Origin of the sequence: Micromonospora sp. NPDC049089 (assembly GCF_040648775.1) — a bacterium.
In the GTDB taxonomy this organism is placed as follows: Bacteria; Actinomycetota; Actinomycetes; order Mycobacteriales; family Micromonosporaceae; genus Micromonospora.
In genome coordinates this window covers 1-24,860 of the sequence record NZ_JBEZEH010000095.1, presented here as the reverse complement: position 1 = coordinate 24,860, position 24,860 = coordinate 1, and the positions used below count along the sequence as shown (strand labels likewise).

29 protein-coding genes are annotated in these 24,860 nt (G+C 72.7%); 28 read left to right on the top strand and 1 reads right to left on the bottom strand.

Annotated elements, in window-relative coordinates; translation table 11 throughout:
• Positions 1-244 precede the first annotated feature (244 nt).
• The 17 genes from murG to AB0B48_RS17865 all read left to right on the top strand — a co-directional run bounded on the left by murG (position 245) and on the right by AB0B48_RS17865 (position 16,558).
• Positions 245-1,351: an undecaprenyldiphospho-muramoylpentapeptide beta-N-acetylglucosaminyltransferase gene (gene murG / locus AB0B48_RS17945; protein WP_355007673.1), complete on the top strand. Its 1,107-nt coding sequence runs from the start codon at positions 245-247 to the stop codon at positions 1,349-1,351.
• Positions 1,348-2,913 carry a UDP-N-acetylmuramate--L-alanine ligase gene (murC, locus tag AB0B48_RS17940; RefSeq protein ID WP_357202571.1) on the top strand — a complete coding sequence of 522 codons (1,566 nt, stop codon included), beginning with the start codon at positions 1,348-1,350 and terminating at the stop codon, positions 2,911-2,913. Before murG ends, murC begins: the two co-directional genes overlap by 4 nt.
• Positions 2,910-3,728 carry an FtsQ-type POTRA domain-containing protein gene (locus AB0B48_RS17935; protein ID WP_357202568.1) on the top strand — a complete coding sequence of 273 codons (819 nt, stop codon included), beginning with the start codon at positions 2,910-2,912 and terminating at the stop codon, positions 3,726-3,728. The genes murC and AB0B48_RS17935 overlap by 4 nt, the downstream gene beginning before the upstream one ends.
• Before the next feature lie 244 nt (positions 3,729-3,972).
• On the top strand, positions 3,973-5,088 hold the full coding sequence (ftsZ, locus tag AB0B48_RS17930; protein ID WP_091407710.1) for a cell division protein FtsZ: 1,116 nt from the start codon (positions 3,973-3,975) through the stop codon (positions 5,086-5,088).
• A gap of 9 nt (positions 5,089-5,097) precedes the next feature.
• Positions 5,098-5,841, top strand: coding sequence for a YggS family pyridoxal phosphate-dependent enzyme (locus AB0B48_RS17925; RefSeq protein WP_357202566.1), 744 nt, complete (start codon positions 5,098-5,100; stop codon positions 5,839-5,841).
• Between the two features lie 192 nt (positions 5,842-6,033).
• Positions 6,034-6,726: a cell division protein SepF gene (sepF, locus tag AB0B48_RS17920; RefSeq protein ID WP_357202563.1), complete on the top strand. Its 693-nt coding sequence runs from the start codon at positions 6,034-6,036 to the stop codon at positions 6,724-6,726.
• 30 nt (positions 6,727-6,756) lie between these two features.
• Positions 6,757-7,062 (top strand): YggT family protein, encoded by a 306-nt coding sequence (locus AB0B48_RS17915; RefSeq protein ID WP_030334503.1) that lies wholly within the window; start codon positions 6,757-6,759, stop codon positions 7,060-7,062.
• Between the two features lie 44 nt (positions 7,063-7,106).
• Positions 7,107-7,916: a DivIVA domain-containing protein gene (locus AB0B48_RS17910; RefSeq protein WP_355007668.1), complete on the top strand. Its 810-nt coding sequence runs from the start codon at positions 7,107-7,109 to the stop codon at positions 7,914-7,916.
• An 80-nt stretch (positions 7,917-7,996) separates the two neighbouring features.
• On the top strand, positions 7,997-8,746 hold the full coding sequence (locus AB0B48_RS17905; RefSeq protein WP_357202559.1) for a hypothetical protein: 750 nt from the start codon (positions 7,997-7,999) through the stop codon (positions 8,744-8,746).
• A 10-nt stretch (positions 8,747-8,756) separates the two neighbouring features.
• Positions 8,757-9,062, top strand: a complete 306-nt coding sequence (locus AB0B48_RS17900) for a DUF167 domain-containing protein (RefSeq protein ID WP_355007667.1) — start codon at positions 8,757-8,759, stop codon at positions 9,060-9,062.
• A 22-nt stretch (positions 9,063-9,084) separates the two neighbouring features.
• Positions 9,085-10,584 carry a potassium/proton antiporter gene (locus AB0B48_RS17895; RefSeq protein ID WP_357202555.1) on the top strand — a complete coding sequence of 500 codons (1,500 nt, stop codon included), beginning with the start codon at positions 9,085-9,087 and terminating at the stop codon, positions 10,582-10,584.
• A gap of 225 nt (positions 10,585-10,809) precedes the next feature.
• Positions 10,810-11,229 carry a TraR/DksA C4-type zinc finger protein gene (locus AB0B48_RS17890; protein ID WP_091407724.1) on the top strand — a complete coding sequence of 140 codons (420 nt, stop codon included), beginning with the start codon at positions 10,810-10,812 and terminating at the stop codon, positions 11,227-11,229.
• Between the two features lie 64 nt (positions 11,230-11,293).
• Positions 11,294-11,911 (top strand): signal peptidase II, encoded by a 618-nt coding sequence (gene lspA, locus AB0B48_RS17885; RefSeq protein ID WP_357202549.1) that lies wholly within the window; start codon positions 11,294-11,296, stop codon positions 11,909-11,911.
• Entirely contained in the window at positions 11,908-12,852 is a 945-nt protein-coding gene (locus tag AB0B48_RS17880) for an RluA family pseudouridine synthase (RefSeq protein WP_357202546.1), read from the top strand. The genes lspA and AB0B48_RS17880 overlap by 4 nt, the downstream gene beginning before the upstream one ends.
• Before the next feature lie 42 nt (positions 12,853-12,894).
• Entirely contained in the window at positions 12,895-13,926 is a 1,032-nt protein-coding gene (locus AB0B48_RS17875) for a hypothetical protein (RefSeq protein WP_357202543.1), read from the top strand.
• Positions 13,927-14,000: 74 nt separating this feature from the next.
• Positions 14,001-15,671, top strand: coding sequence for an AAA family ATPase (locus AB0B48_RS17870; protein WP_357202540.1), 1,671 nt, complete (start codon positions 14,001-14,003; stop codon positions 15,669-15,671).
• 95 nt (positions 15,672-15,766) lie between these two features.
• Complete coding sequence (locus AB0B48_RS17865) at positions 15,767-16,558, top strand: DUF2567 domain-containing protein (RefSeq protein WP_357202578.1); 792 nt, start codon at positions 15,767-15,769, stop codon at positions 16,556-16,558.
• On the opposite strand, the gene AB0B48_RS17860 is transcribed toward AB0B48_RS17865, so the two are convergent.
• Complete coding sequence (locus AB0B48_RS17860; RefSeq protein WP_357202537.1) at positions 16,473-17,180, bottom strand: LON peptidase substrate-binding domain-containing protein; 708 nt, start codon at positions 17,178-17,180, stop codon at positions 16,473-16,475. The two genes, AB0B48_RS17865 and AB0B48_RS17860, sit on opposite strands and share 86 nt — an antisense overlap.
• 106 nt (positions 17,181-17,286) lie before the next feature.
• Between AB0B48_RS17860 and hisD the strand changes: the two genes are divergently transcribed.
• The 11 genes from hisD to AB0B48_RS17805 all read left to right on the top strand — a co-directional run bounded on the left by hisD (position 17,287) and on the right by AB0B48_RS17805 (position 24,715).
• Positions 17,287-18,609, top strand: a complete 1,323-nt coding sequence (gene hisD, locus AB0B48_RS17855; protein WP_357202534.1) for a histidinol dehydrogenase — start codon at positions 17,287-17,289, stop codon at positions 18,607-18,609.
• Positions 18,606-19,679: a histidinol-phosphate transaminase gene (locus AB0B48_RS17850; RefSeq protein ID WP_355007658.1), complete on the top strand. Its 1,074-nt coding sequence runs from the start codon at positions 18,606-18,608 to the stop codon at positions 19,677-19,679. The genes hisD and AB0B48_RS17850 overlap by 4 nt, the downstream gene beginning before the upstream one ends.
• A complete protein-coding gene (hisB, locus tag AB0B48_RS17845; protein WP_030334475.1) occupies positions 19,676-20,287 on the top strand; it encodes an imidazoleglycerol-phosphate dehydratase HisB in 612 nt (203 codons plus the stop codon). The genes AB0B48_RS17850 and hisB overlap by 4 nt, the downstream gene beginning before the upstream one ends.
• 117 nt (positions 20,288-20,404) lie before the next feature.
• Positions 20,405-20,575, top strand: coding sequence for a hypothetical protein (locus AB0B48_RS17840; protein ID WP_198041444.1), 171 nt, complete (start codon positions 20,405-20,407; stop codon positions 20,573-20,575).
• Positions 20,576-20,588: 13 nt separating this feature from the next.
• Entirely contained in the window at positions 20,589-21,221 is a 633-nt protein-coding gene (gene hisH, locus AB0B48_RS17835) for an imidazole glycerol phosphate synthase subunit HisH (RefSeq protein WP_357202529.1), read from the top strand.
• A gap of 36 nt (positions 21,222-21,257) precedes the next feature.
• A complete protein-coding gene (locus tag AB0B48_RS17830) occupies positions 21,258-21,581 on the top strand; it encodes a hypothetical protein (RefSeq protein WP_355007656.1) in 324 nt (107 codons plus the stop codon).
• 14 nt (positions 21,582-21,595) lie between these two features.
• The gene (gene priA / locus AB0B48_RS17825; RefSeq protein WP_357202526.1) at positions 21,596-22,321 is read left to right on the top strand and encodes a bifunctional 1-(5-phosphoribosyl)-5-((5-phosphoribosylamino)methylideneamino)imidazole-4-carboxamide isomerase/phosphoribosylanthranilate isomerase PriA; all 726 of its coding nucleotides are present in this window, start codon (positions 21,596-21,598) and stop codon (positions 22,319-22,321) included.
• On the top strand, positions 22,318-22,707 hold the full coding sequence (locus AB0B48_RS17820) for a RidA family protein (RefSeq protein ID WP_357202523.1): 390 nt from the start codon (positions 22,318-22,320) through the stop codon (positions 22,705-22,707). Before priA ends, AB0B48_RS17820 begins: the two co-directional genes overlap by 4 nt.
• Before the next feature lie 81 nt (positions 22,708-22,788).
• Positions 22,789-23,235 (top strand): MarR family winged helix-turn-helix transcriptional regulator, encoded by a 447-nt coding sequence (locus AB0B48_RS17815; RefSeq protein WP_357202520.1) that lies wholly within the window; start codon positions 22,789-22,791, stop codon positions 23,233-23,235.
• A 5-nt stretch (positions 23,236-23,240) separates the two neighbouring features.
• The gene (locus tag AB0B48_RS17810; RefSeq protein ID WP_357202575.1) at positions 23,241-23,672 is read left to right on the top strand and encodes an organic hydroperoxide resistance protein; all 432 of its coding nucleotides are present in this window, start codon (positions 23,241-23,243) and stop codon (positions 23,670-23,672) included.
• Positions 23,673-23,719: 47 nt separating this feature from the next.
• Entirely contained in the window at positions 23,720-24,715 is a 996-nt protein-coding gene (locus AB0B48_RS17805) for an NADP-dependent oxidoreductase (protein ID WP_355007653.1), read from the top strand.
• Positions 24,716-24,860 lie beyond the last annotated feature (145 nt).

Sequence of the window (24,860 nt, the reverse complement as noted above, 5' to 3'; positions counted from 1 at the left end):
CCTCCGCCGGCGCCGCCCGCGAGCCGGCACCCGCAGTGCTCGCCGCCCCGCGCGCCGGGTGGGTCCGACTACTCGGGGCCCCTTTGCGGCCCCTACGCGCCCGCCGCGCCCGCCGCGCGACGCCGCCCGCTGGCCGAGGGTCCGTACCCCGGTCCCGCGAGCGGCGCCATGACGATCAGGCCGCGCCGCGCGGGGTCCGACAGGACCGAAGCCGCGGTGGTACGGCGAGCGAGAGGAGACGCTGATGGGTCCGCTGCGTTCGGTGGTGCTCGCGGGAGGTGGCACCGGGGGGCACGTCTACCCGCTGCTCGCCTTCGCCGACTGCCTGCGCCGACACGACCCGGGCGTCCGGATCACCTGCCTCGGCACACCACGGGGCATGGAGAACGACCTGATCCCGCCGCAGGGCTACGACCTGCGGCAGATCCCGGCGTACCAGCTGCCCCGGTCGGTCAACATGAACCTGGTCCGCACCCCGGGTCGGATGTGGACCGCGGCCCGCGCCGCGGGCAAGGTGATCGACGAGGTGCGCGCCGACGTGGTCGTCGGCTTCGGTGGGTACGTCTCGGTGCCGGCCTACCTGGCCGCGTGGCGCCGCGAGCTGCCCATGGTGATCCACGAGGTGAACGTGCCACCGGGCGTGGCCAACAAGCTGGGCATGAAGTTCACCAAGAACGTGGCCGTCGGCTTCCCGAACCAGCCGAGCCAGGCCGAGTCGCTGCGGGACGCCACAGTCGTCGGTGTGCCGCTGCGCCGCGCCATCGCCGGTCTGGACCGGTACGCGCTGCGTAACGCCGCCCGCGCCCACTTCGGGCTCCGCCCGGACCTGCCGGTGCTCTTCGTGTCCGGCGGCTCGTCCGGTGCCCGCTCGATCAACCTGGCGGTCTCCGGGGCAGCCAAGGAGCTGGCCCGCAACGGCGTGCAGGTGCTGCACGTGATGGGCGCCCGCAACGAGCCGGTGCCGATCCCCACCGACCTGCCGGTGCCGTACGTGACGCTGCCGTACCTGTCCGAGATGGAGCTGGGCTACGCCGCCGCCGACCTGATGCTGGCCCGGGGCGGGGCGATGACCGTCGCCGAGGTGGCCGCGATCGGGCTGCCCACGATCTACGTGCCGTACCCGCACAGCAACCAGGAGCAGCGGCGCAACGCGCTGCCCGTGGTGGAGGCCGGCGGTGGGCTGCTGGTCGACGACGCGGAGCTCACCCCGGACTGGCTGGAGCGCACAGTCATCCCCCTCATCCGTGATCCACAGCGGCTCTACAACATGGGTGCCGCCGCCGGGTCCTACGGCCGGCGCGACGGCGACGAGGCGCTGCGTTCCTTCGTGCTGGCGGCGGTGGCCCGATGACCGCGCAGTTCACCCCGGCCGGCACGCTCACCGCCGAGGACCTGGGCGCCGTCCACCTGATCGGAGTGGGTGGGGTGGGCATGCTCGGCGTGGCCCGGCTGCTGCTCACCCGCGGTATCCGGGTCTCCGGCAGCGACCTGCGGGAGTGGCCCTCGCTGGCCGGCCTGCGGGCGCTCGGCGGCACCATCCACCTCAGTCACGAGGTGAGCAACCTCGACGGCGTGGACACAGTCGTCTACTCGTCGGCCATTCCCCAGGACCACCTGGAGCTGGTCGAGGCGCGTCGGCGCGGCCTACGCGTGCTGCACCGCTCGGAGGCGCTCGCCGCGGCGATGACCGGCCGTCGGGCGGTGGCCGTCGCCGGTACGCACGGCAAGACCACCACCACCTCGATGGTGACGATGGTGCTCCAGCAGGCCGGTGTGGACCCGTCCTTCGTGATCGGTGGGGAGATCTCCGAGGTCGGTTCGGGCGCCCACCACGGCACCGGCGAGCACTTCGTGGTCGAGGCGGACGAGAGCGACCGCTCGTTCCTCATCTACCGCCCGTACGTCTCGATCATCACGAACGTCGAGGCGGACCACCTGAACACCTACGGCGACTACGCGACGCTGGAGGCGGCGTTCGTGGAGTTCGCCCGCCTCACCGACCCGGACGGGTTCATTATCACCTGCGTCGACGACCCGGGCGGTCGGCGGTTGGCCGAGAGCCTGCGGTCCGAGGGACGACGGGTGTTCACCTACGGCGAGGCCGCCGACGCCGACCTGCGGTTGACCGAGATGGTCTCCTCCGCGCGTGGAGTGCGCTACCTGGCCGCGATCGACGGGCGGTCGCTGGGCGAGTTCCGACTGCCGGTGCCGGGCCGGCACATGGGGCTGAACAGCGCCGCCGCGGTGCTGGCCGCGTACCTGCTGGAACTGCCGCTGGAGGCGGCGGAGGCCGCGCTGGCGGTCTTTCCCGGGGTGCGACGGCGCTTCGAGCGCAAGGGTGTCGCGGACGGCGTGCTGGTCTACGACGAGTACGCCTACCACCCGACCTCGATGACGTTGGCGAACCAGACGTTGCGCGAGGTCGCCGGGGATGGCCGGCTGATCGTCGTCTTCCAGCCGTACCGGCTGTACCGCACCCGCGACAACCAGGCGGAGATCGCCGAGGCGTTGGCCATCGCGGACGAGGTGGTGCTCCTGGAGGTCTTCGGGCCGGGTGAGTTGCGTCAGCCCGGCGAGGGCTCGGCGGCACTGATCGCGGCGGTGGATCTGCCCGCCGACCGCAAGGTCTTCGTGGAGTCGTGGGAGCAGGCCCCGATCGAGGTGGCCCGTCGCGCCCGCTCCGGGGACGTGGTGGTCACCATGGGCGCCCCGCCGATCTCGCTGATGGGCGACGAACTGCTGGCGGCCCTGGGTGAGCGTGCGGCCGGCTCGGCACCGACAGCGACCGTCGACCCGGTGGCCACCACCCCGGCGATCGGTGATCCGGTGCCGGGTGGGGCGACATCCGGCGGCGACGGTGCGGCTCTCGGTGGCACTGCCGTGCCCGGCGGCTCGGCGCCCACCGCCGGATGAGTCCCGGCCCGGCCCGAGGGCGGACCAGCGCCGCCGACGGTGGCGCTCAGCGCCGCGGTCCGGCCCGGCGGTGGCAGTTGGTCCGGGCGGGCCGCGACGCGGTGCCGCCCTCGACCCGCCGGTTCATGGCCCGTGCCCGGCAGCGTCGCATGCGTGCGGCGCTGCCGTGGGCGGTGGCCGCCGGCGTGCTCGCCCTGGCCGGGCTGGTCGCCTGGACGGTGCTCGGCACCGGGCTGTTCGGTGTGCGGGAGGTGCGCGTGGAGGGTGCCGACCTGGTCACCCCGGTGCAGGTGCACGACGCGGCAGGGGTGCCGGACGGAGTGCCGCTGGCCCGGGTGGACCTGGCCGCAGTCGCCCGTCGGGTCGGTGCGCTGCCGGCGGTGGAGCGGGCCGCGGTCTCCCGGGACTGGCCCGGCGCGCTGGTGGTGCGGGTGACCGAGCGGACAGCGGTGGCGGTGGTGCCGCAGGGCGAGGTGTTCGCCCTGATCGACCGGAGCGGGGTGGCGTTCCGGACGGTGGAGCGACGCCCGGCGGACCTGCCACAGGTGACTGTGGCTCGCCCGGCCGCCGACGACCCGGGCACCCGGGCCGCGCTGGAGGTGCTCGTCGCGCTGACGCCGCAGCTGCGCGCGGAGCTGGTGGACGTGAACGTGGCGGGGCTGGCCCGGATCAGCCTGCGGTTGCGCGGCGACCGAACGGTGGTCTGGGGCGACGCGACCCGGGGTACGGACAAGGCTCGGGTGGCCACCGCGCTGCTCGACGAGGACGCCGACCGGATCGACGTGAGCGCGCCGGATGTGGTGACCTTTCGTTGACCAGGGAGCGTGCGCGGCGTGACCCGTGGCGCTCCGCGCGGCGACACGCCGCCCGGGTCCTTGGCTCATGGCGCGGTGGCGCTTACGTTGCCCCGAAGAGCTTCAGTGGTTGACATAACTGTAAGCCTCTAGTAGAGGGTTAGGGTTCACCCCTGATCCTCGTTGGAGACAGCTGTCGTCGGCCGCTGGTCTGGCCACGCCGTAACCGGTCGGCCGAAGCCAATCTCGAAGGAAAGGACCGGAGATGACACCTCCGCACAACTACCTGGCGGTCATCAAGGTCGTCGGCATCGGGGGTGGCGGCGTCAACGCCGTCAACCGGATGATCGAGGTTGGGCTCAAGGGCGTCGAGTTCATCGCGATCAACACCGATGCGCAGGCGCTGCTGATGAGCGACGCCGACGTCAAGCTCGACGTCGGTCGGGAGCTGACCCGCGGCCTGGGTGCCGGGGCCAACCCGGACGTCGGGAAGAACGCCGCCGAGGACCACCGCGACGAGATCGAAGAGGTGCTCAAGGGCGCCGACATGGTCTTCGTGACCTGCGGCGAGGGCGGCGGCACCGGCACCGGCGGCGCGCCCGTGGTGGCCAACATCGCCCGCAAGCTCGGCGCGCTGACCATCGGGGTGGTGACCCGGCCGTTCTCCTTCGAGGGCAAGCGCCGCCAGGTGCAGGCCGAGACGGGGATAGACGAGCTCCGCAACCAGTGCGACACGCTGATCGTCATCCCGAACGACCGGCTGCTGGCCCTGGGCGATCGCAACATCAGCATGATGGACGCGTTCCGTACGGCCGACCAGGTGCTGCTCTCGGGTGTGCAGGGCATCACCGACCTGATCACCACCCCGGGTCTGATCAACCTGGACTTCGCCGACGTCAAGAGCGTGATGAGCGGCGCCGGCAGCGCGTTGATGGGCATCGGCAGCGCCCGCGGCGAGAACCGCGCGGTCGAGGCGGCCGAGGCGGCCATCTCCAGCCCGCTGCTGGAGCAGAGCATGGACGGCGCGCGGGGCGTGCTGCTCTCCATCGCCGGCGGCTCCGACCTGGGCCTGTTCGAGATCAATGACGCCGCCCAGCTGGTCACCGACGCGGCTCACCCGGACGCCAACATCATCTTCGGCGCTGTCATCGACGACGCGCTCGGTGACGAGGTTCGGGTGACTGTCATCGCGGCGGGCTTCGACGGCGGCACGCCCGCGTACAAGGCGGCCGAGCCGACCCGCAAGACCAACACCAACCAGCCGGCACCGCAGAGCACCCCGGCGCCTGCGCCGGCCACCAACCCGGCTCCGGCCCAGTCGCCGCGTCGCGTGCTCTTCGACGACGTGGACGTTCCCGACTTCCTCAAGAACGGGTCCTGAGCACCGCCGATGACCGACAGCTCAGCCACGGTACGACCAGATCGGCACGCCGAACTCGCGGCCGGTCTGGCCCAGGTCCGGTCCCGGGTCGATGACGCCTGCGCGCAGGCCGGCCGGGACCGTTCCGAGGTGACCATGATCGCGGTGACGAAGACCTACCCGGCCAGTGACGTGTTGGCGCTGGCCGGGCTCGGGGTGACCGACATGGGGGAGAACCGCGACCAGGAGGCAGCCGGCAAGGCCACCGAGGTGGCCGCCGCCGGGGTGCGTCCCCGCTGGCACTTCATCGGCCAGTTGCAGCGCAACAAGGCCCGCTCGGTGGTCCGCTACGCCGACGTGGTGCACTCCGTCGACAGTGTCCGGCTGGCCCGGGCGTTGGCAACCGCGACAGCGGACCGGCAGGAGCCGCTCGACGCTCTGGTCCAGGTGAGCATCGACGGCGACACGGCCCGGGGCGGTGCCCTGCCCGGCTCGGCGGATCCGGCCGCCGGTCTGGAGCCGGTGGCCGAGGCGGTCGCCGACGCGTCGGGGTTGCGTCTGGTCGGCCTCATGGCTGTCGCTCCGCTGGGGTGGGAGCCGGAGCGGGCGTTCGCGCGGCTCGCGGAGGTCGCCGACGCGTTTCGGGCTGTCCATCCGGGAGCCACCGCGCTGTCCGCCGGTATGAGCGGGGATTTCGAAATAGCGATCCGTTACGGCGCGACACATGTCCGCGTCGGTAGCGCGTTGCTCGGAATGCGTCCCACGCTGCGGTAGCCTGACCGCGAGACAAGCAAATTACATCAGTGTTGTTTCAGGGGCGGGCGTCTCCCGGTCGGGGGTCGTGGCGCGCGACGCGAATCGCGCGCCGGGGGGATTGCTGTTCCGGTCCGATGGGCATGGTTGTCCACTCGCGACGGGCGACATGGCACGGGGGCGCGTGCCGCACGGCGGACGGAAGGGCGCGGGATGGGTGCACTGCGCAAGGCGGGGGTCTGGCTCGGTCTGGTCGAAGAAGACGACGAGCGGGCCTACGACGACGGTGGCTACGACAAGGGTGGCTACCGCGACTCGCGGTACCGGCAGAGCCGGTACGCCGAGGAGTTCGCCGACGACGACGAGGACGACGCCGAGGAGCCGCCGGCTCCCCGGCCGCGCGACAGCGGGCGGGGCCGACTCTCCGAGCGGTCGAGCACGCGGTTGAGCGAGTCCGAGCGCGGCGACGGTGAGCGGCCGGAGCGGATCGAGCGGTCCAGCGTCCGGTCGATCACCCGGTCGTCGGCGGGCGAGACCTCCGGTGCGCTGACCTACCACACTCGGGACAACCTGGCCCTCGCGCCGCAGGTCACGTCGCGTGAGCGGGCCCTGCCCGAGGAGGAGCAGCGTTACCAGATCACCACGCTGCACCCCACCACCTACCGGGAGGCGCGCACCATCGGTGAGCACTTCCGCGACGGTGTCCCGGTGATCATCAATCTCACCGAGATGGATGAGGCGGATGCCCGCCGTCTGGTGGACTTCGCCGCCGGGCTGGCGTTCGGCCTGCGCGGTACGATCGAGCGCGTGACCAATCGGGTGTTCCTGCTCTCACCGGCTAACGTCCAGGTCACCGCAGAGGACAAAGCCAAGATCGCTGAGGGCGGCTTTTTCAGTCTGAGTTGATCCCGCCCGACCCGAGGGACGTCGCTGACCGTGTTGTCGATCTTACTGCAAGTGCTGTACCTGATCCTTTATGTCTTCCTGCTCCTTCTTCTGTCCCGGTTCGTGTTGAGCGCCGTCCTCCAGTACGGCCGTCGCTGGCAACCGGGGCGTGGAGCATCGGCAGGATTGGAATCCGTGTGGAGCGTCACTGATCCCCCTCTCAACGCGTTGAGGCGTGTGATCCCTCCGCTGCGAATTGGTACCGTGAGCATCGACCTGGCCTCCCTTGTGCTCCTGGTTATCCTGTTCGTGCTGATGGAGTTCGTGTTAGGGCCGTCGATCAGGGCATCTGCCTGATGACCGACGCGCTTTCGCGGCCGCAACTGACCCGAGGAGTTTCGATGCCGCTGACCCCGGCCGACGTCCACAACGTCGCCTTCAAAAAGCCGCCGATCGGCAAACGGGGGTATGACGAGGAGGAGGTCGACGCCTTCCTGGATGAGGTCGAGCGCGAGCTCGCCCGTCTCATCGAGGAGAACAACGAGCTGCGCGCCCAGGTGGAGCGCGGCGGCCGTGGCGGCGCCCCCGCCGGCCCCGGCGGCGACGCCCGACTGGCGGCGGAGCTCAACGATGTCAAGGCCCAACTGGACCGGGTGCAGCGCGACAAGTCGGCGGCCGAGCAGGCTGCCCGCGCGATGCAGGCCGAGCTGGAGCAGGTCCGCTCGACCGGCGGCCCGGCCGGCGGCGTCACCGGTGACGGTGAGCAGCAGGCCCTGCGCGTGCTGATGATGGCCCAGCGCACCGCCGACGACCACGTGTCCGACGCTCGCCGCGAGGCCGACCAGCTGTTGTCCGAGGCTCGCGGCAAGGCCGAGGAGGTGACCCGGGAGGCGCGCGCCAAGGCTGACGCCCTTGAGCGGGACGCCCGCCAGCGGCACCAGGAGGCCATGGGCGGCCTGGACGCCAAGCGCACGGCGCTGCAGAAGCACATCGAGGAGCTCAAGCAGTTCGAGCGCGAGTACCGCACCCGGCTCAAGGCGTACCTGGAGAGCCAGCTGCGTGACCTCGACGGTCGTGGCCAGGGCCTCGAGGCCGAGATGACCCGCTCCGAAGCCGGCCGGGTCGCTGGCGGCAACGGGCTGGCCGCAGCGGGTCTCGCTGGTTCGTACGGCGGCGGCGGGCGCTCCGGCGCCCTCGAAGCCGGACGCTGAGCACCGGCCGGCGATCGCTGTCCGCCAATGGTGACGGTCGCCGGCCAGGCCTGGACGGTTCGACGCGGCGGGGGTGAGCCGTGATAGTCGCAAGTCTCCTGCTCATCCTCGTCGCGGTGGTGCTACTGGTGCTCGGCCTGGCCGGTGGCTCCAGCTTCTTGTTGGTCATCTCCATCGCGGCCAGTCTGCTGGCCGCCGTGGCGTTGGTGGTGGGGGCCCGCCAGGCAGCCGCCAACCGCGCCATGGCGGATCCCGGCCGGACCGACCGGCGGAATCCCGACGCGCCCCGTACGGCCAGCCAGGCCACACCGGGTGTCGCGTACGGGCCGCCGCTGGTCGAGCCGGAGGTGCCGGTCCAGCACGTGCCCACGACGTTTGGTACCGGCGGCACCGGGTGGCGGCAACCACCCGAGCCGCCGGTCGACCATGCGCCGCCGATTGATGAGGTGTCGCCGGTCGACCCGCCGCACGTCGAGGACGCGTCGCCGATGGTGAGTGCCGCGGACGAGGTGCCCGCGCGGGCCCGGCCGGTCAGCCCGGCGTCGCCCCTCGCGGCGTCGACCGGCGACGTGTTCGACCCGGCGGTCGCGGCGGTCGACGAGCCGGCCGCCCAGCAGATCACGCCCGCCGAGGCGGCCCGGGTGGCCCGACTGCTCGACGCTGTCGAGGTCGTCGACGGCCGCCCCCGTTACCACCTGGACGGCTGCCCCCACCTGATTGGCTGGCAGCCCGAGACGTTGCCGGTCGCCGAGGCCGTGGACCTCGGTTTCACCCCGTGCGCGCACTGCGCGCCGGCGACCGCTCTCCTCGCCGACGCCCGTCCGATCTGAAGCGGTGCCGGTGCCCGCGCAGGACACGCTCACAGTGGCGGTACGGGTGAAGCCCGGCGCATCCCGGGACCGGGTGGGTGGCCGCTTCGACGGCCCGCACGGGCCCGCCCTGGTGATCGCGGTCCACGACCCGGCCGTCGACGGGCGGGCCACCGAGGCCGCCCGGCGGGCGTTGGCCGGCGCGTTGGGCGTCCGGCCGGCCGTCGTGTCGCTGCGCGCCGGCGCGGCCAGCCGGGACAAGCTCTTCCTCGTCGATCGACCCGGCCCGGACCTGCCCGAGGTGCTGCGCCGTCTGCGCGACGGATCCGCCGAGTGAGGACAGCCCAGGCAAGGCAGCCGTGACTCCCGGGTTGGACATCGCCCTGCTGCTCGGTGCGGCAGTGCTGCTGGTCGCTGTCGGCGCGGTGCGACTCTCCACCCGGCTGGGTGTGCCCAGCCTTCTGGTCTACCTGGCTCTGGGCGTGGCGATCGGCGAGGGCGGGTTGGGCATCCGTTTCGACGACGTCGAGCTGACCCGGACCCTCGGCTTCTGCGCGCTGATCGTGATCATCGCGGAGGGCGGGCTCACCGCCCGGTGGACCACGCTGCGCCCGGTGCTCGGGCTGGCCTCCGCACTCTCCACTGTCGGCGTGGTCGTCAGCATCCTTGTGGTCGGCGTGGCCGTGCACCTGCTGCTGGGGCTGGACTGGCGGTTGGCGCTGCTCTACGGGGCGGTGCTCTCGTCCACCGACGCGGCGGCCGTCTTCGCCACTCTGCGCCGACTGCGGTTGCCGCCCCGGCTGGTGGCGACCCTGGAGGCCGAGTCGGGGATGAACGACGCCCCGGTGGTGCTGCTGGTGGTGCTGCTGTCCCACCGGGGTTTCGCGCACCCGTGGTGGTACGAGGTCGCGCTGGTCTGTTACGAGCTGGGCGTCGGTGCGGCGGTGGGCGTTGCCGCTGGCGTCGCCGGCACCTGGGCGCTGCGCCGGGCCGCGCTGCCCTCGGCCGGGCTCTACCCGATCGCCGCGGTGGGCATCACGGTGCTGGCGTACGCCGCGGGGGCCGTTCTGCACGCCTCGGGCTTCCTCGCCGTCTATGTGGCCGGGGTGTTGCTGGGCAATGCCCGCCTGTCGCACCGGCAGGCGATTCTCGGTTTCGCGGACGGGTTGGCCTGGCTCGCCCAGATCGGGTTGTTCGTGCTGCTCGGGTTGCTGGCCTCGCCGGGCCGGCTGGACGCGGCGGTGCTGCCCGCGGTGGTCGCCGGGCTGGCTCTGGTGCTCCTGGCCCGACCGTTGTCGGTGGCCGTCTCGGCGTTGCCGTTCCGGGTCGGGCTTCGGGAACAGGCGTTCCTGTCCTGGGCCGGGCTGCGCGGGGCGGTGCCGATCGTGCTGGCCACCATTCCGCTCTCCGAGCGGGTGCCCGGCGCGGAGCGGCTCTTCGACGTGGTCTTCGTGCTGGTGGTGATCTTCACGTTGGTGCAGACCGGGACGTTGGGGCCGTTCGCCCGCCGGTTGCGGGTGACCGCGCCGGCCGAGGCCGCCGAGATCCACGTGGAGACCGCGCCGCTGGAGCGGATGCGGGCGGACCTGCTCCAGGTGGAGGTGCCACCGGGCTCACGACTGGCCGGGGTGCACGTCGACGAACTGCGCCTTCCGCTGGGCGCGTCGGTGACCCTGGTGCTGCGCGACGGCGTGGGCTTCGTGCCCGCACCCGACACCCGGTTGAAGACCTGCGACAGTCTGCTGATCGTGGCGACCGCAGGGGTGCGGGACGCGGCGGAACGGCGGCTGCGGGCGGTCAGTCGGCGGGGTCGTCTGGCCCGATGGTTTGGTGAGTACGGAGATGAGGTGCCCAATTGATCTGCTAGCGTTCCCTTTGCCCCAGTTAGGCAGGGCTAGGGGCTGTTAGACGGTGCGACGGTGCGGCACGTTGTCGGACGCCTGTACGTTCCGTATTCTTGCCAACCTCGGGAGTGCGCGGCCATCGTCGCCGTGCGCCCCTTTTCGTCCATAGGGGACGCCTTTGTCGGCGCCCCCTGACCAGGCGCCGCGGACCGCGCGGTTCCCCGGCCTAGGGAGCGACCCATGGCGAAGCCATCCGACACCAGGACCGCCGGGCGCAAGCCGGTGGCGAAGGCCACCCGCAGCACGGCGGAGACCGAGAAGATCCGTGCGGCGCTGGCGGCGCGGCGGGACGAGCTTCGTGCCGAGTACGATCAGACGCTGAGTGAGATCACCGAGCTGCAGCGCGATCGGCTGACCGACTCGGCCGGGGATGACCAGGCCGACACGGGCACCAAGACGCTCGAGCGGGAGCAGGAGATCTCTCTCGCCAACAGCATTCTGGAACGGATCACGCAGGTCGAGCGCGCTCTGGAGCGCCTCGACGAGGGTGGTTACGGCTGGTGCGAACGGTGCGGCAACCCGATCCCGGTCGAGCGCCTCGCCGCCTTCCCGTCGGCCACCCTGTGTGTGACGTGCAAGCAGCTGGAGGAGCGTCGCTGAGGTCCGTTCCCCGGCGGCGATGAGACGGTGAGCGATCACCGCCAAGACTGTCGATGGGGAGCGCATGACCGCAGTACCGTCCGCCGAACCCGGCCGCACCGATCCGGGCGGCGGCACCCGCCGGCCCCGGGCCGTCGCGATCCTCGCCGGGGTCGCCCTGGTGGCCCTGCTGGCCGACCTGGTCACCAAGCACCTCGCGCTGGCCGCGCTGACCGACCGGGAGCCGGTCCGGCTGCTCGGCGGGTTCGTCTACCTGAGCCTGACCCGCAACAGCGGCGCGGCCTGGAGCATCGGCGCGGACCACACCTGGGTCTTCCCACTGATCACCATCGGTGTGGTCGGTTGGATCGTCTGGATGGCCCTGCGGCTGCGTTCGCTGCCCTGGGCGGTCTCGCTCGGCCTGGTGCTCGGTGGCGCGTTGGGCAACCTCGTCGACCGGATCTTCCGCGCGCCGTCCCCGTTCCACGGGCACGTGGTCGACATGATCAGCCTCTTCGACCCGTACGGCCAGGTCTGGCCGGTGTTCAACCTGGCGGACAGCTCGCTGGTCTGCGGCGTGCTGCTGGCCGTCCTGTTGGAGCTGACCGGCCGCCAGCGTGACGGCCGGCGGGCGGGGCGCGACGGCGACCCGGCCACGACGGACGCCGCCGCGCCGGGCACCGAGCAGCGGGAGCGGGCATGACCTCGGCGTTCGCCGCTGGCGGCGACCACCGTTCCCTTCCGGTTCCGGACGGCCTCGACGGCATGCGCCTGGACCAGGCCGTGTCCCGCCTGTTCGGGCTCTCCCGCACCGCCGCCGCGGCCCTGGTCGACGCCGGGGACGCGCTGGTCGACGGCTCCGCCCGGCCCAACTCGCACAAGGTCAAGGCCGGCTCCTGGCTGGACGTCACGCTGCCCGCCCCGGTCGCACCGCCGACCGTGGTGCCGCAGGCGGTGCCCGGCCTGCGGGTCGTCTACGCCGACGACGACATCGTCGTGGTCGACAAGCCGGTCGGGGTGGCCGCCCACCCGAGCCCCGGGTGGACCGGGCCGACGGTGATCGGCGCGCTCGCCGCGATCGGGCACCGCATCTCCACCAGTGGCGCCGCCGAACGCCAGGGCGTGGTGCACCGGCTCGACGTGGGCACCACCGGGATCATGGTGGTGGCCAAGAGCGAGCAGGCGTACACGGCGTTGAAGCGGGCCTTCAAGTACCGCGAGGTCGACAAGGGCTACCACGCGGTGGTGCAGGGTCACCTGGACCCGCTGCGGGGCACCGTCGACGCGCCGATCGACCGGCACCCCACCCACGACTACCGCTGGGCTGTGGTGTCCGGCGGCAAGCCGAGCATCACGCACTACGACACCCTGGAGGCGTTCCCGGCGGCGAGTCTGGTCGACGTCCGGCTGGAGACCGGCCGGACCCACCAGATTCGGGTGCACTTCTCCACCCTGCGGCACCCCTGTGTGGGTGACCTCACCTACGGCGCCGATCCCACCCTCTCGGCCCGTCTCGGCCTGGCCCGACAGTGGCTGCACGCCCGCGAACTGAGCTTTGTGCACCCCCGAACGGGGGACGAGGTCCGGTTCGTCAGCGACTACCCTGACGACCTGGAACGTGCGCTTCAGATCCTGCGTGACTGAGCGGCGACCGCCCGACACCGTTTCACAGAGGGGATCCCGCCCGTGCGCGCCGGCAACCTGCTGCGGCAGCTGGACCAGCGGTTGCTGCCGCCGCTGACCCGGGCGGTGGCCCGGCTGGCCGACCGGTCGGCGCGCTCCGGCGTGCTCAGTTGGGCCGCGGTGCTCTCCGCGGCGGCGGTGTTGGGCACTGCCGTCTGGGCTGTCGACGACAGCCCGGTCGGCGACCGAACTGTCGGCGAGGTCACCCGGGTCGGCGTTGCCGACGGCGACTCCGTTCCCGGCTACCTGCGGTCCGCCGCGGCCGACCTGGCGGCGCTGCCCGCGTCCGCCCCGGCCGCCGAGGGCGGGACGTACGCGCTGGTCACGCTCGACGCCTACCTGCCTCCGCAGCGGCTGGCGACGGTGCTCGGCGACGTGGGGGTCTCCACCGTCTTCGGGCGGGTTCCGCTGCCCGGCCGGCAGACCGAGATCGTCAAGATCCCCGCGCTGCGGGTGCCCGACGACGTGGTCGCCGGCATGGAGCAGGTGGCGGCCCGCAAGGAGACCGAGGCCGCCGACTACCGGGCCAGGGCGGCCGCCGTCGACGGCGACGGGGTTGGCGAGCGGGAGTTGCGGGAGCAGTACGTCAGCGGCGCCGACGTGGCCGCCGCCGAGGCCGCCGCGTACCGCACCGGCTGCGCCTGCGTCTACGCGGCGGTGGTTCGCGCGACGCCGGTGGCGCTGCGTGGTGTGGCGGCCCGGCCGGACGTACGGGCGGTCGACCCCGCCCCCGAGGTCTACCGGCTGGACCGGACGGTCTTCACGCCACCCCTGCCGGAGCAGCGTGACGTGGTGCGCCCTCCGGCCGACACGGGGCCGAGCCCCGTACCGACCCGGTCCGAACGGCCAGCGCCGATGATCAGCGCCCCGGCACCGTCGGCCTCCGTGGGCGAATCGTCGGAACCCGCACCAGTCGTGACGATTCCGTCACCCGAACCGTCGACGCCGGAGCCCACCGAGTCGACGCCGCCGAGTGTCACCACCTCGCCGGACGCCACCCTCGCCGAGCCGTTGACGCCATCGCCGTCGTCGTGATCTGCGCCGGCTGGTGTGCGCTCTGAGGTGTGGTCCGAATAGGGTTGGGTTCGTAGCCTGTCAGACAGAGATCGATGGCGCTGGGAGGGCGGGCCGTGGAGGGCAGTGAGACCGGCTGGGGCCGGCCGGCCGAACCAGCGCCGCGGTGGCGCGCGTTGTTGGACCGTGCCCGGCTGGGCGGTCGCGGCGCGGAGCAGACCGAGCCGGAGCGGCGTGGCGAGGAACCGCCGCCGGACCCGCTGCCACGGCGTGCGGCCCCCAACGGCTACGCCGGGCGGGCACCTGCCATCGGGCATCCGGCGGACCTGTCGTACGGCGCGGAGCCTGCTTACCGGGCCGAGGCGACCTACCGGGTCGACCCCGCGTACCGGGCCGAGCCGGACTACCGGGCCGAGCCCGCGTACCGGGCCGAGCCGGACTATCGAGCGGAGCCGGCGTACCGGACCGAGCAGCCGGACTACCGCGCCGAGCCGGGTTACCGGGCCGAGCCGGGCTACCGCGCCGAGCCGGAGTACCGCGCGACGCCCGGCTACCGGGCCGAGCCGGACTACCGGGCGGACCCGGCTTATCGGGCCGAGCCGGGTTATCGGGCCGAGCCGGACTACCGCGCCGAGCCGGCGTACCGGGCCGAGCCCGAGCCGCCGGCACGCGGCCCCGACCCGGTCCCGTCGCGCTACGCGTTGCTGGACAATGGCTACCGACCGGGCGACCCGTCGGTGGAATCGCGGTACGCCCTGCTGGAGACCGGCTACCAGCCGGAGACCGGCTACCCGGCCGCCCCGCCGCCGCCCCCGCCGGTCGCCCCGCCGCCCCCGCCCCCGCCCCCGCCGCCGGTCGCCGTGCCCGTCCCGCCACCACCCGCCCCGGCGGTTGGCTCGGCGGTCGCCGAACGTGCCTACCCGGCCCGGGTCGAATGGCGCCCACCGGCCGTCGACCAGGAGCAGGAGCGCGCCAACGGGGTGCTCCAACGGGACCTCGGCACGCCCCGGGTGTTCGCCTTCGCCAACCCCAAGGGCGGAGTGCACAAGACGACCGCCACAGTGCTCGCCGCGGCGACGGTCGGCAGTGTGCGCGGCAAGGGTGTGCTGGCCTGGGACGACAACGAGTTGCGCGGCACCCTCGGCCTGCGCGCCGGCAGCGCCCGGCACGCCCGCACGATCCGGCACCTGATCAGCGACCTGGCCCAGATCGAGATCCTGGAGGGCGCGACCCTGCTGGACCGGCTGGACGACTACCTGCGGCACGCCTCCGACGGCTCGTACGACGTGCTGGCCGGCGAGGAGAGCCCGCGCTTCGCCCAGCGACTGGACCAGTTCACCGTCCGACGGGTGCTGGAGCTGCTGCGGCGCACCCACGACGTGGTCTGCGTCGACACCGGCAACAACGTGGAGAGCCCCAACTGGCGCACTGTGATGCAGGCCGCCGACCAGCTGGTGGTGACCACAGTGCCCCGGGAGGACGCGGCGTTCAGCGCGGACTGGATGCTCGACCTGCTGCACGAGGAGGGCATGGGCGAGTTGGCGGACAACGCGATCACCCTCATCTCCTGCCCGACCCCAGGTCGCTCGACGCTCCAGGACGACCTGGAGCGGCACTTCGCCACCCGTACCAGGGGCGTTGCCGTCGTACCGTACGACCCGGCTCTGGAGACCGGGTCGTCGATCGAGTACCACCAGCTCCAGCCGGAGACCCGGCAGGCGTGGCTGCGGGCCGCCGCGATGATGGTGGAGCCGTTCGCCCGGTGAGCTGGTCTGCCGCCACCGGAGCCCCGGCCGGGCACCGGGCCTGAGAGGATCATCGGGTGAGCCCGGACAACCCCGACCGTGAGCGGCCCGTCGACGTGCCCGACCAACCCACGCCACCCCGTACGCCGGACGCGACACCGCCGGAGGTCGACCCGTCGGCCGGTACAGCGCCGGGCGAGTTCGGTCCGGGTCACCTGCCGCCCTCGGCGGCGTACGGGAGCTCGCTGGAGCTGCGGTTCGACGAACCGCGTCGTCCGCTGCGTGCCCTGGCGACGGTGCTGGGCGCCGTGCTCGCGCTCGCCGCGCTGGGTGTTCCGCTCGGGCTGCTCTGGGCCGCGCTCGCGCCGGACACCCCGGTGCTCAAGACCGCCGAGGGGGCGATCTACGCCGAGCCGCAACCGGAGCAGCCGATCGCCGCCGACGGCTGGTTCAGCCTGCTCGGGCTCGCCTTCGGGCTGCTTGTGGCCCTCGCCCTGTGGTTCGTGCTGCGACGGCGGCGCGGCCCGGTCGGGTTGCTCGCCGCGGTGCTCGGCACCCTGGTCGCCGCGCCGGTGGCCTGGCAGGTGGGACGGCGGATCGGTCTGGCCACCTTCGAACGGCTGCTGGCGACCGCCCCGGCCGGGCAGGCCTTCAGCAAACCCGCCGACCTGCGTGCCGGTGGCGTGGACTGGCTGCTCGGCGTGCTGCCGGTGCCGCACGGCAACCTGCTGCTGCCGGCGTTCGGGGCCGCAGTCATGTACACACTGCTGGCCGGCTGGTCGCGGTGGCCGGGGCTACGCCCCGAGCCCGAGCCGGGGGAGTTCAGTTGGGTGTCGGCGGGGACGCCAGCTCCGACAGCGGCACCGGAACCGCCCGCACCTGACGCAGCAGAGCCGCCTCGCGGTTGAGCAACCGCAGCTCGGCGCGGAGCCGGGAGGCGGTGTCGTCGATCGCCAGCAGCCGTTGCCGGTCGTCGACGGTGAGCGCTGCGGTCGCCGCCACCAGGTGTGAGAGCACTGTCGGGTCCTCCGGCAACTGCTCGGAGATCTCCTCCGGGTCGGACCGGATCAGGCCGAGGTACTGCCGGAACACCGCGATCACCCGGGCGGCCAGCAGATCGGCCACCTCGTCCGGGCCGCCCGGGTCGGGCAGCCACTCGACGTCGGCGGTCAGGTAGGGCTCGGCGCTGTCGTCGACCTCGGCGATCCGGAAACGACGCCGACCGACAGTGACGATGTCGAAGCCACCGTCGGTCAATTCGGTCACCTGGCGCAGCTCGGCGGTGCAGCCCACCTCGTGCAGCGTCACCTCGCCGACGCCCGACGTGGCCGGGGCGCCGGCGGGACCGGCGGGCGCGACCTCCCAGCCGGCCTGGATGGCCACCACGCCGAACTCGCGCGGGGCACCGTCGGGCAGGCCGACCAGGTGTCGGACCAGCGCCCGGTAGCGCTCCTCGAAGATGTGCAGCGGCAGCACCAACCCGGGAAAGAGCACCGTTGCGAGCGGGAACACCGGCAGCCGTGCGGTCACATGGTCGAGCCTAACCAATCTCGCCCGCGGTGGCGTGGCCCGGCTCACCGTCCCGGCGTACGGGCGGCTCGGGTGGGCGTCGGGTGGGCCGCCTAGACTCGCAAGGGTGCTGAATCGGATCGACCTGCGCGACGGTCTCGGTGACCCGCGCCGTCTGCTGCCCCGTGCCCAGCTCGACGTGTCCGTCGCCGTCGAGCGCATCCGTCCTCTGGTGGAGGCGGTCCGTGAGCATGGGTACCCGGCGATCCGGGAAGCGAGCGAACGGTTCGACGGCATCTCCCCGGAGGTGCTGCGGGTGCCGGTCGAGGCGATCACCGAGGCGGAGGGGGTGCTCGACCCGGCGGTGCGTGCCGCGCTGCTGGAGTCCATCGCCCGGGCCCGCCGGGTGCACGCCGACCAGCGGCGCACCGATCACGTCACCCAGGTGGTGCCCGGCGGCACTGTCACCGAGAGGTGGCTGCCGGTCGACCGGGTCGGCCTCTACGTGCCCGGTGGCCTGGCGATGTACCCGTCGACGGTGGTGATGAACGTGGTGCCCGCCCAGGCGGCCGGGGTGCGCTCGCTGGTGGTGGTCAGCCCGCCGCAGAAGGACAACGGCGGCCTGCCCGATCCCCGGGTGCTCGCCGCGTGCGCGCTGCTCGGCGTCGACGAGGTGTACGCCGTGGGCGGGGCCCAGGCGGTGGCGATGCTGGCGTACGGCGCGGCGGTGGACCCGGCCGGTGAGCTGCGGTGCGACCCCGTTGACCTGATCACCGGCCCCGGCAACATCTGGGTGACCGCCGCCAAGCGGCTGCTGCGCGGCGTGGTCGGCATCGACGCCGAGGCCGGGCCGACCGAGATCGCCATCCTGGCCGACGACACCGCCGACCCGGCGCACGTGGCCGCCGACCTGATCAGTCAGGCCGAGCACGACCCGCTCGCCGCGAGCGTGCTGGTCACCCCGTCGGTGGCGCTGGTCGGGGCGGTCGAGGCGGAGCTGGCCCGGCAGGTGCCGGCGACCAAGCACACCGAGCGGGTCACCACGGCGCTGACCGGTGAGCAGAGCGGCGTGGTCCTGGTCGACGACCTTGAGGCCGGGCTGCGGGTGGTCGACGCGTACGCGGCCGAGCACCTGGAGATCCAGACGGTCGACGCCCGGGAGTGGGCGCTGCGGGTCCGCAACGCCGGGGCGATCTTCGTGGGTGCCTGGTCGCCGGTGTCGCTCGGCGACTACTGCGCCGGCTCCAACCACGTGCTGCCCACCGGCGGCTGCGCCCGACACTCCTCCGGCCTGTCCGTGCAGTCCTTCCTGCGCGGTGTGCACCTGATCGAGTACACCGAGGCCGCGCTGCGCGACGTGGCCCCGCACGTGGTCACCCTCGCGAACGTGGAGGACCTGCCCGCGCACGGCCAGGCGGTCCAGGCCCGTTTCCCGGGAGGGTCGGCGTGACCAGTCTGGACGACCTTCCGATCCGCGACGACCTGCGGGGGCTGTCGCCGTACGGGGCGCCGCAGTTGGACGTGCCGGTGCGGCTCAACACCAACGAGAATTCCCACCCGGTTCCGGAGCCGGTGGTCGAGGCGATCGGCAAGGCGCTCGCGGCCGAGCTGCGCGAGCTGAACCGTTACCCGGACCGGGACGCGGTGGCGCTCCGCGCCGACCTGGCCGACTATCTCGGGCACGGGCTCACCGTCGAGCAGGTGTGGGCGGCCAACGGCTCCAACGAGATCCAGCAGCAGCTGCTCCAGGCGTTCGGGGGGCCGGGGCGCACCGCGCTCGGCTTCGTTCCGGCGTACTCGATGCACCCGCTGCTGGCCCTCGGCACCGGCACCCGGTGGGTGCCCGCCGCGCGCGGCGTCGACTTCGGGTTGACCGCCGAGGAGGCGGTCGCCCAGGTCCGGGAGCACCAGCCGGACGTGGTCTTCCTCTGCTCGCCGAACAACCCCACCGGCACCGCACTGGACCCGGCGGTGATCGCCGCGGTGCTCGACGTCGCGCCCGGCATGGTGGTAGTGGACGAGGCGTACGCCGAGTTCGCCCGTCCCGGGACGGTCAGCGCCCTCGCGGTGCTGCCCGGCCACCCGCGGCTGGTGGTCACCCGGACGATGAGCAAGGCGTTCGGCTTCGCCGGTGGCCGGCTGGGTTACCTGGCCGCCGACCCGGCGGTGGTGCGGGCGGTGCAGCTCGTCCGTCTGCCGTACCATCTCTCCGCGCTCACCCAGGCCGCCGCACGCGCGGCGGTGGCGCACCGCGACGCCCTTCTCGGTACGGTGAGCGCGATCATGGCGCAGCGGGACCGGATCGTGGCGACGCTGCGCGAGCGGGGGTTGCGGGTCGCCGACAGCGACGCCAACTTCGTGCTCTTCGAGGTGGGCGGCGACCAGACCGTCGTCTGGAACGCCCTGCTGGCACAGGGGGTGCTGGTCCGTGACGTCGGCCTGCCCGGCTGGCTGCGGGTGACCGCCGGCACCGCCGCCGAGACCGACGCCTTCCTTTCTGCAATGGAGACTTCGCAATGAGTCGGACCGCCCGGGTGGAACGGATCACCAAGGAGACCAAGGTCCTCGTCGAGATCGATCTCGACGGCACCGGTGCCGCCGAGATCAGCACCGGCGTCGGCTTCTACGACCACATGCTGCACCAGATCGCCCGGCACGGCGGCTTCGACCTGACCGTGCGCACGGTGGGTGACCTGGAGATCGACGCGCACCACACGATCGAGGACACCGCGTTGGCGCTGGGTGCCGCGTTCGACCAGGCGCTGGGCGACAAGGCCGGCATTCGGCGGTACGGCTCGGCCACGGTTCCGATGGACGAGGTGCTGGTCCGGGCCGCCGTGGACCTCTCCGGTCGGCCGTACGTGGTGCACGACGAGCCGGTGCTCGCCCCGTACATCGGGCCGGTGTACGCGACCAGCATGACCCGGCACATCTGGGAGTCCTTCGGTCAGGCGGCCCGGGTCACGCTGCACGTCGACGTGCTGCGGGCGGCCCGTCCGGGTGGTCACCCGGACGCGCACCACGTGGTGGAGGCGCAGTTCAAGGCGGTCTCCCGCGCGTTGCGCGAGGCCACCTCGATCGACCCGCGTTCCGCCGGAGCGATCCCGAGCACGAAGGGCGCGCTCTGATGAGCGCGAGGAGTGCAGCGCAGCGGAGCCCCGCAGTCGCGAATGGAAGGTGGCTCTGATGAGCGCGAGGAGTGCAGCGCAGCGGAGCCCCGCAGTCGCGAATGGAAGGCGGCTCTGATGGGCGCCGCGTTGCCGACGTTGCTGCTGATCCTGGCCGGGGTGCTGGTGGGCGGCACCTGGTCGCTCTACCGGCAGGGCGCGCCGAAGGCCGCCGTGCTGATCACCGCGGGGCTCGCGGTGCTCGCCACTGTCGCCGGCGTGCTGCGGCTGCTGCCGGAGAACGGGTGATCGGGGTGACGACATGAGTGACGTGGTGGTGCTCGACTACGGCTCGGGCAACCTGCGCTCGGCGGAGCGGGCGCTGGCCGCCGCCGGAGCGGACGTCCGGGTGACCGACGACCTGGCCGCGGCGGCTGCCGCCGACGGTCTGGTGGTGCCGGGTGTGGGCGCGTACGCGGCGTGCATGGCGGGGATCGAGGCGCTGGGCGCCGGTCCGGTGATCGCCGAACGGGTGGCTGCCGGCCGGCCGGTGCTCGGCATCTGCGTGGGCATGCAGGTGCTCTTCGAGCACGGTGACGAGCACGGCGTGGTGACCAAGGGGCTGGGGCTGCTGCCCGGCGGGGTGACCCGGTTGGCCGCCGCCCGGTTGCCGCACATGGGCTGGAACACGGTTCGGGCTCCGCGGGAGTCGGTGCTGTTCGCCGGGTTGCCGGAGCAGAGCCGGTTCTACTTCGTCCACTCGTACGCGATGGGCGACCCGGCGGCGTTGGTCGCTGCCGGTGCCACTGTGACCACCGCCCACCACGACACGGATTTCGTCGCGGCGGTGGAGCGTGGCTCGTTGTCGGCGGCCCAGTTCCACCCGGAGAAGTCCGCCGACACCGGTGCCGCGCTGCTGCGCAACTGGCTCGCCACGTTGCCCAGCGGTGACTGAGCGCCGTCGCGCGGTGCCCGAGCAACGGGCGTCGCGGTGAGCCGGGAGCGCGCCCGCCGACGGGCGGAGCGGGAGGCGGAGCAGGCCCGGGAGCGGGCGGTCCGGCAGCGTCAGGTCGCCCGCCGGCAACGCCGTCGCGCGGTGGTCCGCAGTTTGACGCCACGGCTGCGGCGGGGTCGCTCCGGCCGGCTGGCCCGGCACACTAGGGGTGAGCGGGCCGCGATCGTGCTGCTCACCGGCGCGGCGTTGCTCCTGATCTGGACGTTTGTCGACAACCTGGCGTTGCGTATCGCGCTGATCGCGCTCTTGCTGCTCGTACTGCCGGCGATCGTGGTGATCGCCCTGGACCGTCGTACCTGATCGAGGAGAAGACCTTGAGCCTCACCCTGTTACCCGCGGTGGATGTCGCTGACGGCCGGGCCGTCCGGCTCGTGCAGGGCGCCGTCGGAAGCGAGAGCATCTACGGCGACCCGTTGGACGCGGCGCTGGCCTGGCAGCAGGACGGCGCGGAGTGGATCCACCTGGTCGACCTGGACGCGGCGTTCGGTCGGGGCACCAACGCGCACCTGCTCGCGGAGGTGGTGCGCCAGTTGGACGTGAAGGTGGAGCTCTCCGGGGGCATCCGTGATGACGAGTCGCTGCGCGCGGCGCTGGGCACCGGAGCGGCCCGGGTGAACATCGGGACCGCCGCCCTCGAGGACCCGGTCTGGTGTGACCGGGTGGTCGCGGAGTACGGCGACCGGGTGGCCATCGGGCTGGACGTGCGGGGCAACACCCTGTCGGCGCGGGGTTGGACCCGCGACGGTGGTGACCTGTACGAGGTGCTGGAGCGGTTGGACAAGGCGGGCGCGAGTCGGTACGTGGTGACCGACATCACCAAGGACGGCACGATGCGCGGGCCGAACCTGGATCTGCTGCGCGAGGTGTGTGCCCGTACGGACCGGCCGGTGATCGCCTCGGGTGGGGTGTCCACCCTGGACGACCTGCGGGCGTTGGCGACCCTGGAGTCGGCCGGGGTGGAGGGCGTGATCGCCGGCAAGGCGCTCTACGCGGGTGCCTTCACTGTGGCCGAGGCGTTGCGGACGCTGGCCGAGGCATGACGACGACGCGGCTGGGGTCGGGCGGCCCGTGGGAGCAGCGCTACGGGTACTCCCGGGTGGTCCGGGCCGGTGAGTGGGCCTGGACGGCCGGTTGCACGGCGACTGTGGACGGCCGGGTCGTGCACGTCGGTGACCCGGCCGCGCAGATGGCGCAGGCGCTGCGGATCGGGCTGGCGGCGCTCGCCGAGGTGGGTGCGGAGCCGGGGGACGTGGTCCGGACCCGGATGTACGTGACGGACCGGCTGCACGCCGACGAGGTGGGCCGGGCGCACAACGCTGTCTTCGGCGCGGTCCGGCCGGCCGCCACCCTTGTGGTGGTGGCCGGTCTGCTGGACCCGGAGCACCTGGTCGAGGTGGAGTTGGAGGCGTACCTCGGCGATCGCTGAGGTGACCGCCCTCGCGGCCCGCCGGGTGATCCCGCAGGCCGATAAGTTGTGCACAACTTAATTGTGGGCTACGGTTCAGTGGTGACGGATGACCTGGTGCTGCGCCGGCAGGTGTGCTTCGCGCTCTACGCCGCGTCGCGCGCACTGACCGACGTCTACCGGCCGATCCTCGACGAGGTCGGGTTGACCTACCCGCAGTACCTGGTGCTGCTGGTGCTCTGGGAGCGTCCCGACGACGCCCCGACGGTGTCCGAGTTGGGCGCCGAGCTGCGGCTGGACTCCGGCACGCTCTCCCCGCTGCTCAAGCGGCTGGAGGGGGCGGGCTTGGTGGTGCGGCGGCGGTCGGCCCGCGACGAGCGGCGGGTCGAGGTGGGCCTCACCGAGCAGGGCCGGGCGCTGCGCGAGCGGGTCTGCGATGTCCCGCTGCGGATCGCGCAGGCCACCGGGCTGGGCTTCGACGAGCTCGTCGCGCTGCGCGACACCCTCACCCGGGTCACCGACACCATCCACCGACAGAAGGAGCAGTGACCACCATGCAGGTTGTCTACACCGCGTCCGCGACCGCCACCGGCGACGGCCGGGACGGCCACGTCGAGACCTCCGACGGCACGTTCGCACTCGACCTGGCAGTGCCGAAGGAGATGGGCGGCGCGGGTGGCGCGGCCAACCCCGAGCAGCTCTTCGCCGCCGGTTACGCGGCCTGCTTCCACAGCGCGCTGCGGCTGGTGGCCCGCCGGGCCAAGGCCGACGTGAGCGGTTCCGTGGTCGGCGCCGAGGTGGGCATCGGCCCGAACGGCAGCGGCGGCTTCGGGCTCACCGTGCAGCTCGTCGTCGACCTGCCCGCCGCGCCCCGCGAGGTCGCCGAGCAGATCGTCGAGCAGGCCCACCAGGTCTGCCCGTACTCCAACGCCACCCGTGGCAACGTCGACGTCACCCTCACCGTCCGCGAGACCCTGGCCGCGTGACCTCGCGGCCCCAGGCCCCCATCCGCGGACGAGAGGACGACCACCCCGTGACCAGCAACCGCGAGATCCACCTGGCCAGCCGCCCCCAGGGCTGGCCCACCGAAGACACCTTCCGGCTCGTCGAGACCGAGGTGCCGACGCCCGGACCGGGCCAGATCGTGGTCCGCAACCAGTACATGTCCGTCGACCCGTACATGCGCGGACGGATGAACGACGTCAAGTCGTACGTGCCGCCGTTCGCGCTCGACGCGCCGCTCGACGGTGCCGCGATCGGTGAGGTGGTGGCCAGCGAGGCGGCGGACGTCGCCGTCGGGACCACAGTCCTGCACGGGCTGGGCTGGCGGGAGTACGCGCTGCTCGACGCCGCCGCGGCCCGCCCCGTCGACCCGAGCATCGCCCCGGCCAGCGCGTACCTGAGCGTGCTCGGCATGATCGGTTTGACCGCGTACGCCGGGCTGCTCGAGGTGGCCGCGATGAAGCCCGGCGAGACGGTCTTCGTCTCCGCCGCGGCCGGCGCGGTGGGCAGCCTGGTCGGCCAGATCGCCAAACTCAAGGGCGCCGGCCGGGTGATCGGCAGTGCCGGCTCGCCGGCCAAGGTCGAACGGCTGCGGGCGCTGGGCTTCGACGCCGCCTTCGACTACCACGACGGGGTCCGCGAGTCGCTGCGGGCGGCAGCCCCGGACGGTGTCGACGTCTACTTCGACAACGTCGGCGGCGACCACCTGGAGGCCGCCATCTCGGTCATGAACCTGCACGGTCGGGCCGCCATCTGCGGCATGATCTCGCAGTACAACGCCACCGAACCGTCGGCCGCGCCGCGCAACCTGGCGCTGGTCATCGGCAAGCGGCTCACCCTGCGCGGCTTCCTGGTCAACGACCACAACGACGTGCGGGCGGCGTTCGTGCGCGACGTCTCGGGCTGGCTGCGCGACGGCACGCTGTCCTACGACGAGACGATCGTGGACGGCATCGAGAACGCCCCGTCGGCGTTCCTCGGCCTGCTGCGCGGCGACAACCTCGGCAAGATGCTCGTTCGCGTGTGACGCAGACCTCTCTCGCGGCGGGGGGGGCCCACCGGTGGGGCCCCCCGGCCCGCGGGCGGGGGTGGTGAGGGGGGAGGAGCTGGGCGGAGGGGTGGGTGACCCTTCGGTCGACGGTGGGTTATAGGTCAAACAATAAAAAAACATA

Excerpts from the sequence above, each read along its gene's own strand:
- murG (WP_355007673.1), top strand. The coding sequence starts at position 245 with ATGGGTCCGCTGCGTTCGGTGGTGCTCGCGGGAGGTGGCACCGGGGGG.
- murC (WP_357202571.1), top strand. The coding sequence starts at position 1,348 with ATGACCGCGCAGTTCACCCCGGCCGGCACGCTCACCGCCGAGGACCTG.
- AB0B48_RS17935 (WP_357202568.1), top strand. The coding sequence starts at position 2,910 with ATGAGTCCCGGCCCGGCCCGAGGGCGGACCAGCGCCGCCGACGGTGGC.
- ftsZ (WP_091407710.1), top strand. The coding sequence starts at position 3,973 with ATGACACCTCCGCACAACTACCTGGCGGTCATCAAGGTCGTCGGCATC.
- AB0B48_RS17925 (WP_357202566.1), top strand. The coding sequence starts at position 5,098 with ATGACCGACAGCTCAGCCACGGTACGACCAGATCGGCACGCCGAACTC.
- sepF (WP_357202563.1), top strand. The coding sequence starts at position 6,034 with ATGGGTGCACTGCGCAAGGCGGGGGTCTGGCTCGGTCTGGTCGAAGAA.
- AB0B48_RS17910 (WP_355007668.1), top strand. The coding sequence starts at position 7,107 with ATGCCGCTGACCCCGGCCGACGTCCACAACGTCGCCTTCAAAAAGCCG.
- AB0B48_RS17890 (WP_091407724.1), top strand. The coding sequence starts at position 10,810 with ATGGCGAAGCCATCCGACACCAGGACCGCCGGGCGCAAGCCGGTGGCG.
- lspA (WP_357202549.1), top strand. The coding sequence starts at position 11,294 with ATGACCGCAGTACCGTCCGCCGAACCCGGCCGCACCGATCCGGGCGGC.
- AB0B48_RS17880 (WP_357202546.1), top strand. The coding sequence starts at position 11,908 with ATGACCTCGGCGTTCGCCGCTGGCGGCGACCACCGTTCCCTTCCGGTT.
- AB0B48_RS17870 (WP_357202540.1), top strand. The coding sequence starts at position 14,001 with ATGGCGCTGGGAGGGCGGGCCGTGGAGGGCAGTGAGACCGGCTGGGGC.
- hisB (WP_030334475.1), top strand. The coding sequence starts at position 19,676 with ATGAGTCGGACCGCCCGGGTGGAACGGATCACCAAGGAGACCAAGGTC.
- AB0B48_RS17840 (WP_198041444.1), top strand. The coding sequence starts at position 20,405 with ATGGGCGCCGCGTTGCCGACGTTGCTGCTGATCCTGGCCGGGGTGCTG.
- hisH (WP_357202529.1), top strand. The coding sequence starts at position 20,589 with ATGAGTGACGTGGTGGTGCTCGACTACGGCTCGGGCAACCTGCGCTCG.
- AB0B48_RS17820 (WP_357202523.1), top strand. The coding sequence starts at position 22,318 with ATGACGACGACGCGGCTGGGGTCGGGCGGCCCGTGGGAGCAGCGCTAC.
- AB0B48_RS17810 (WP_357202575.1), top strand. The coding sequence starts at position 23,241 with ATGCAGGTTGTCTACACCGCGTCCGCGACCGCCACCGGCGACGGCCGG.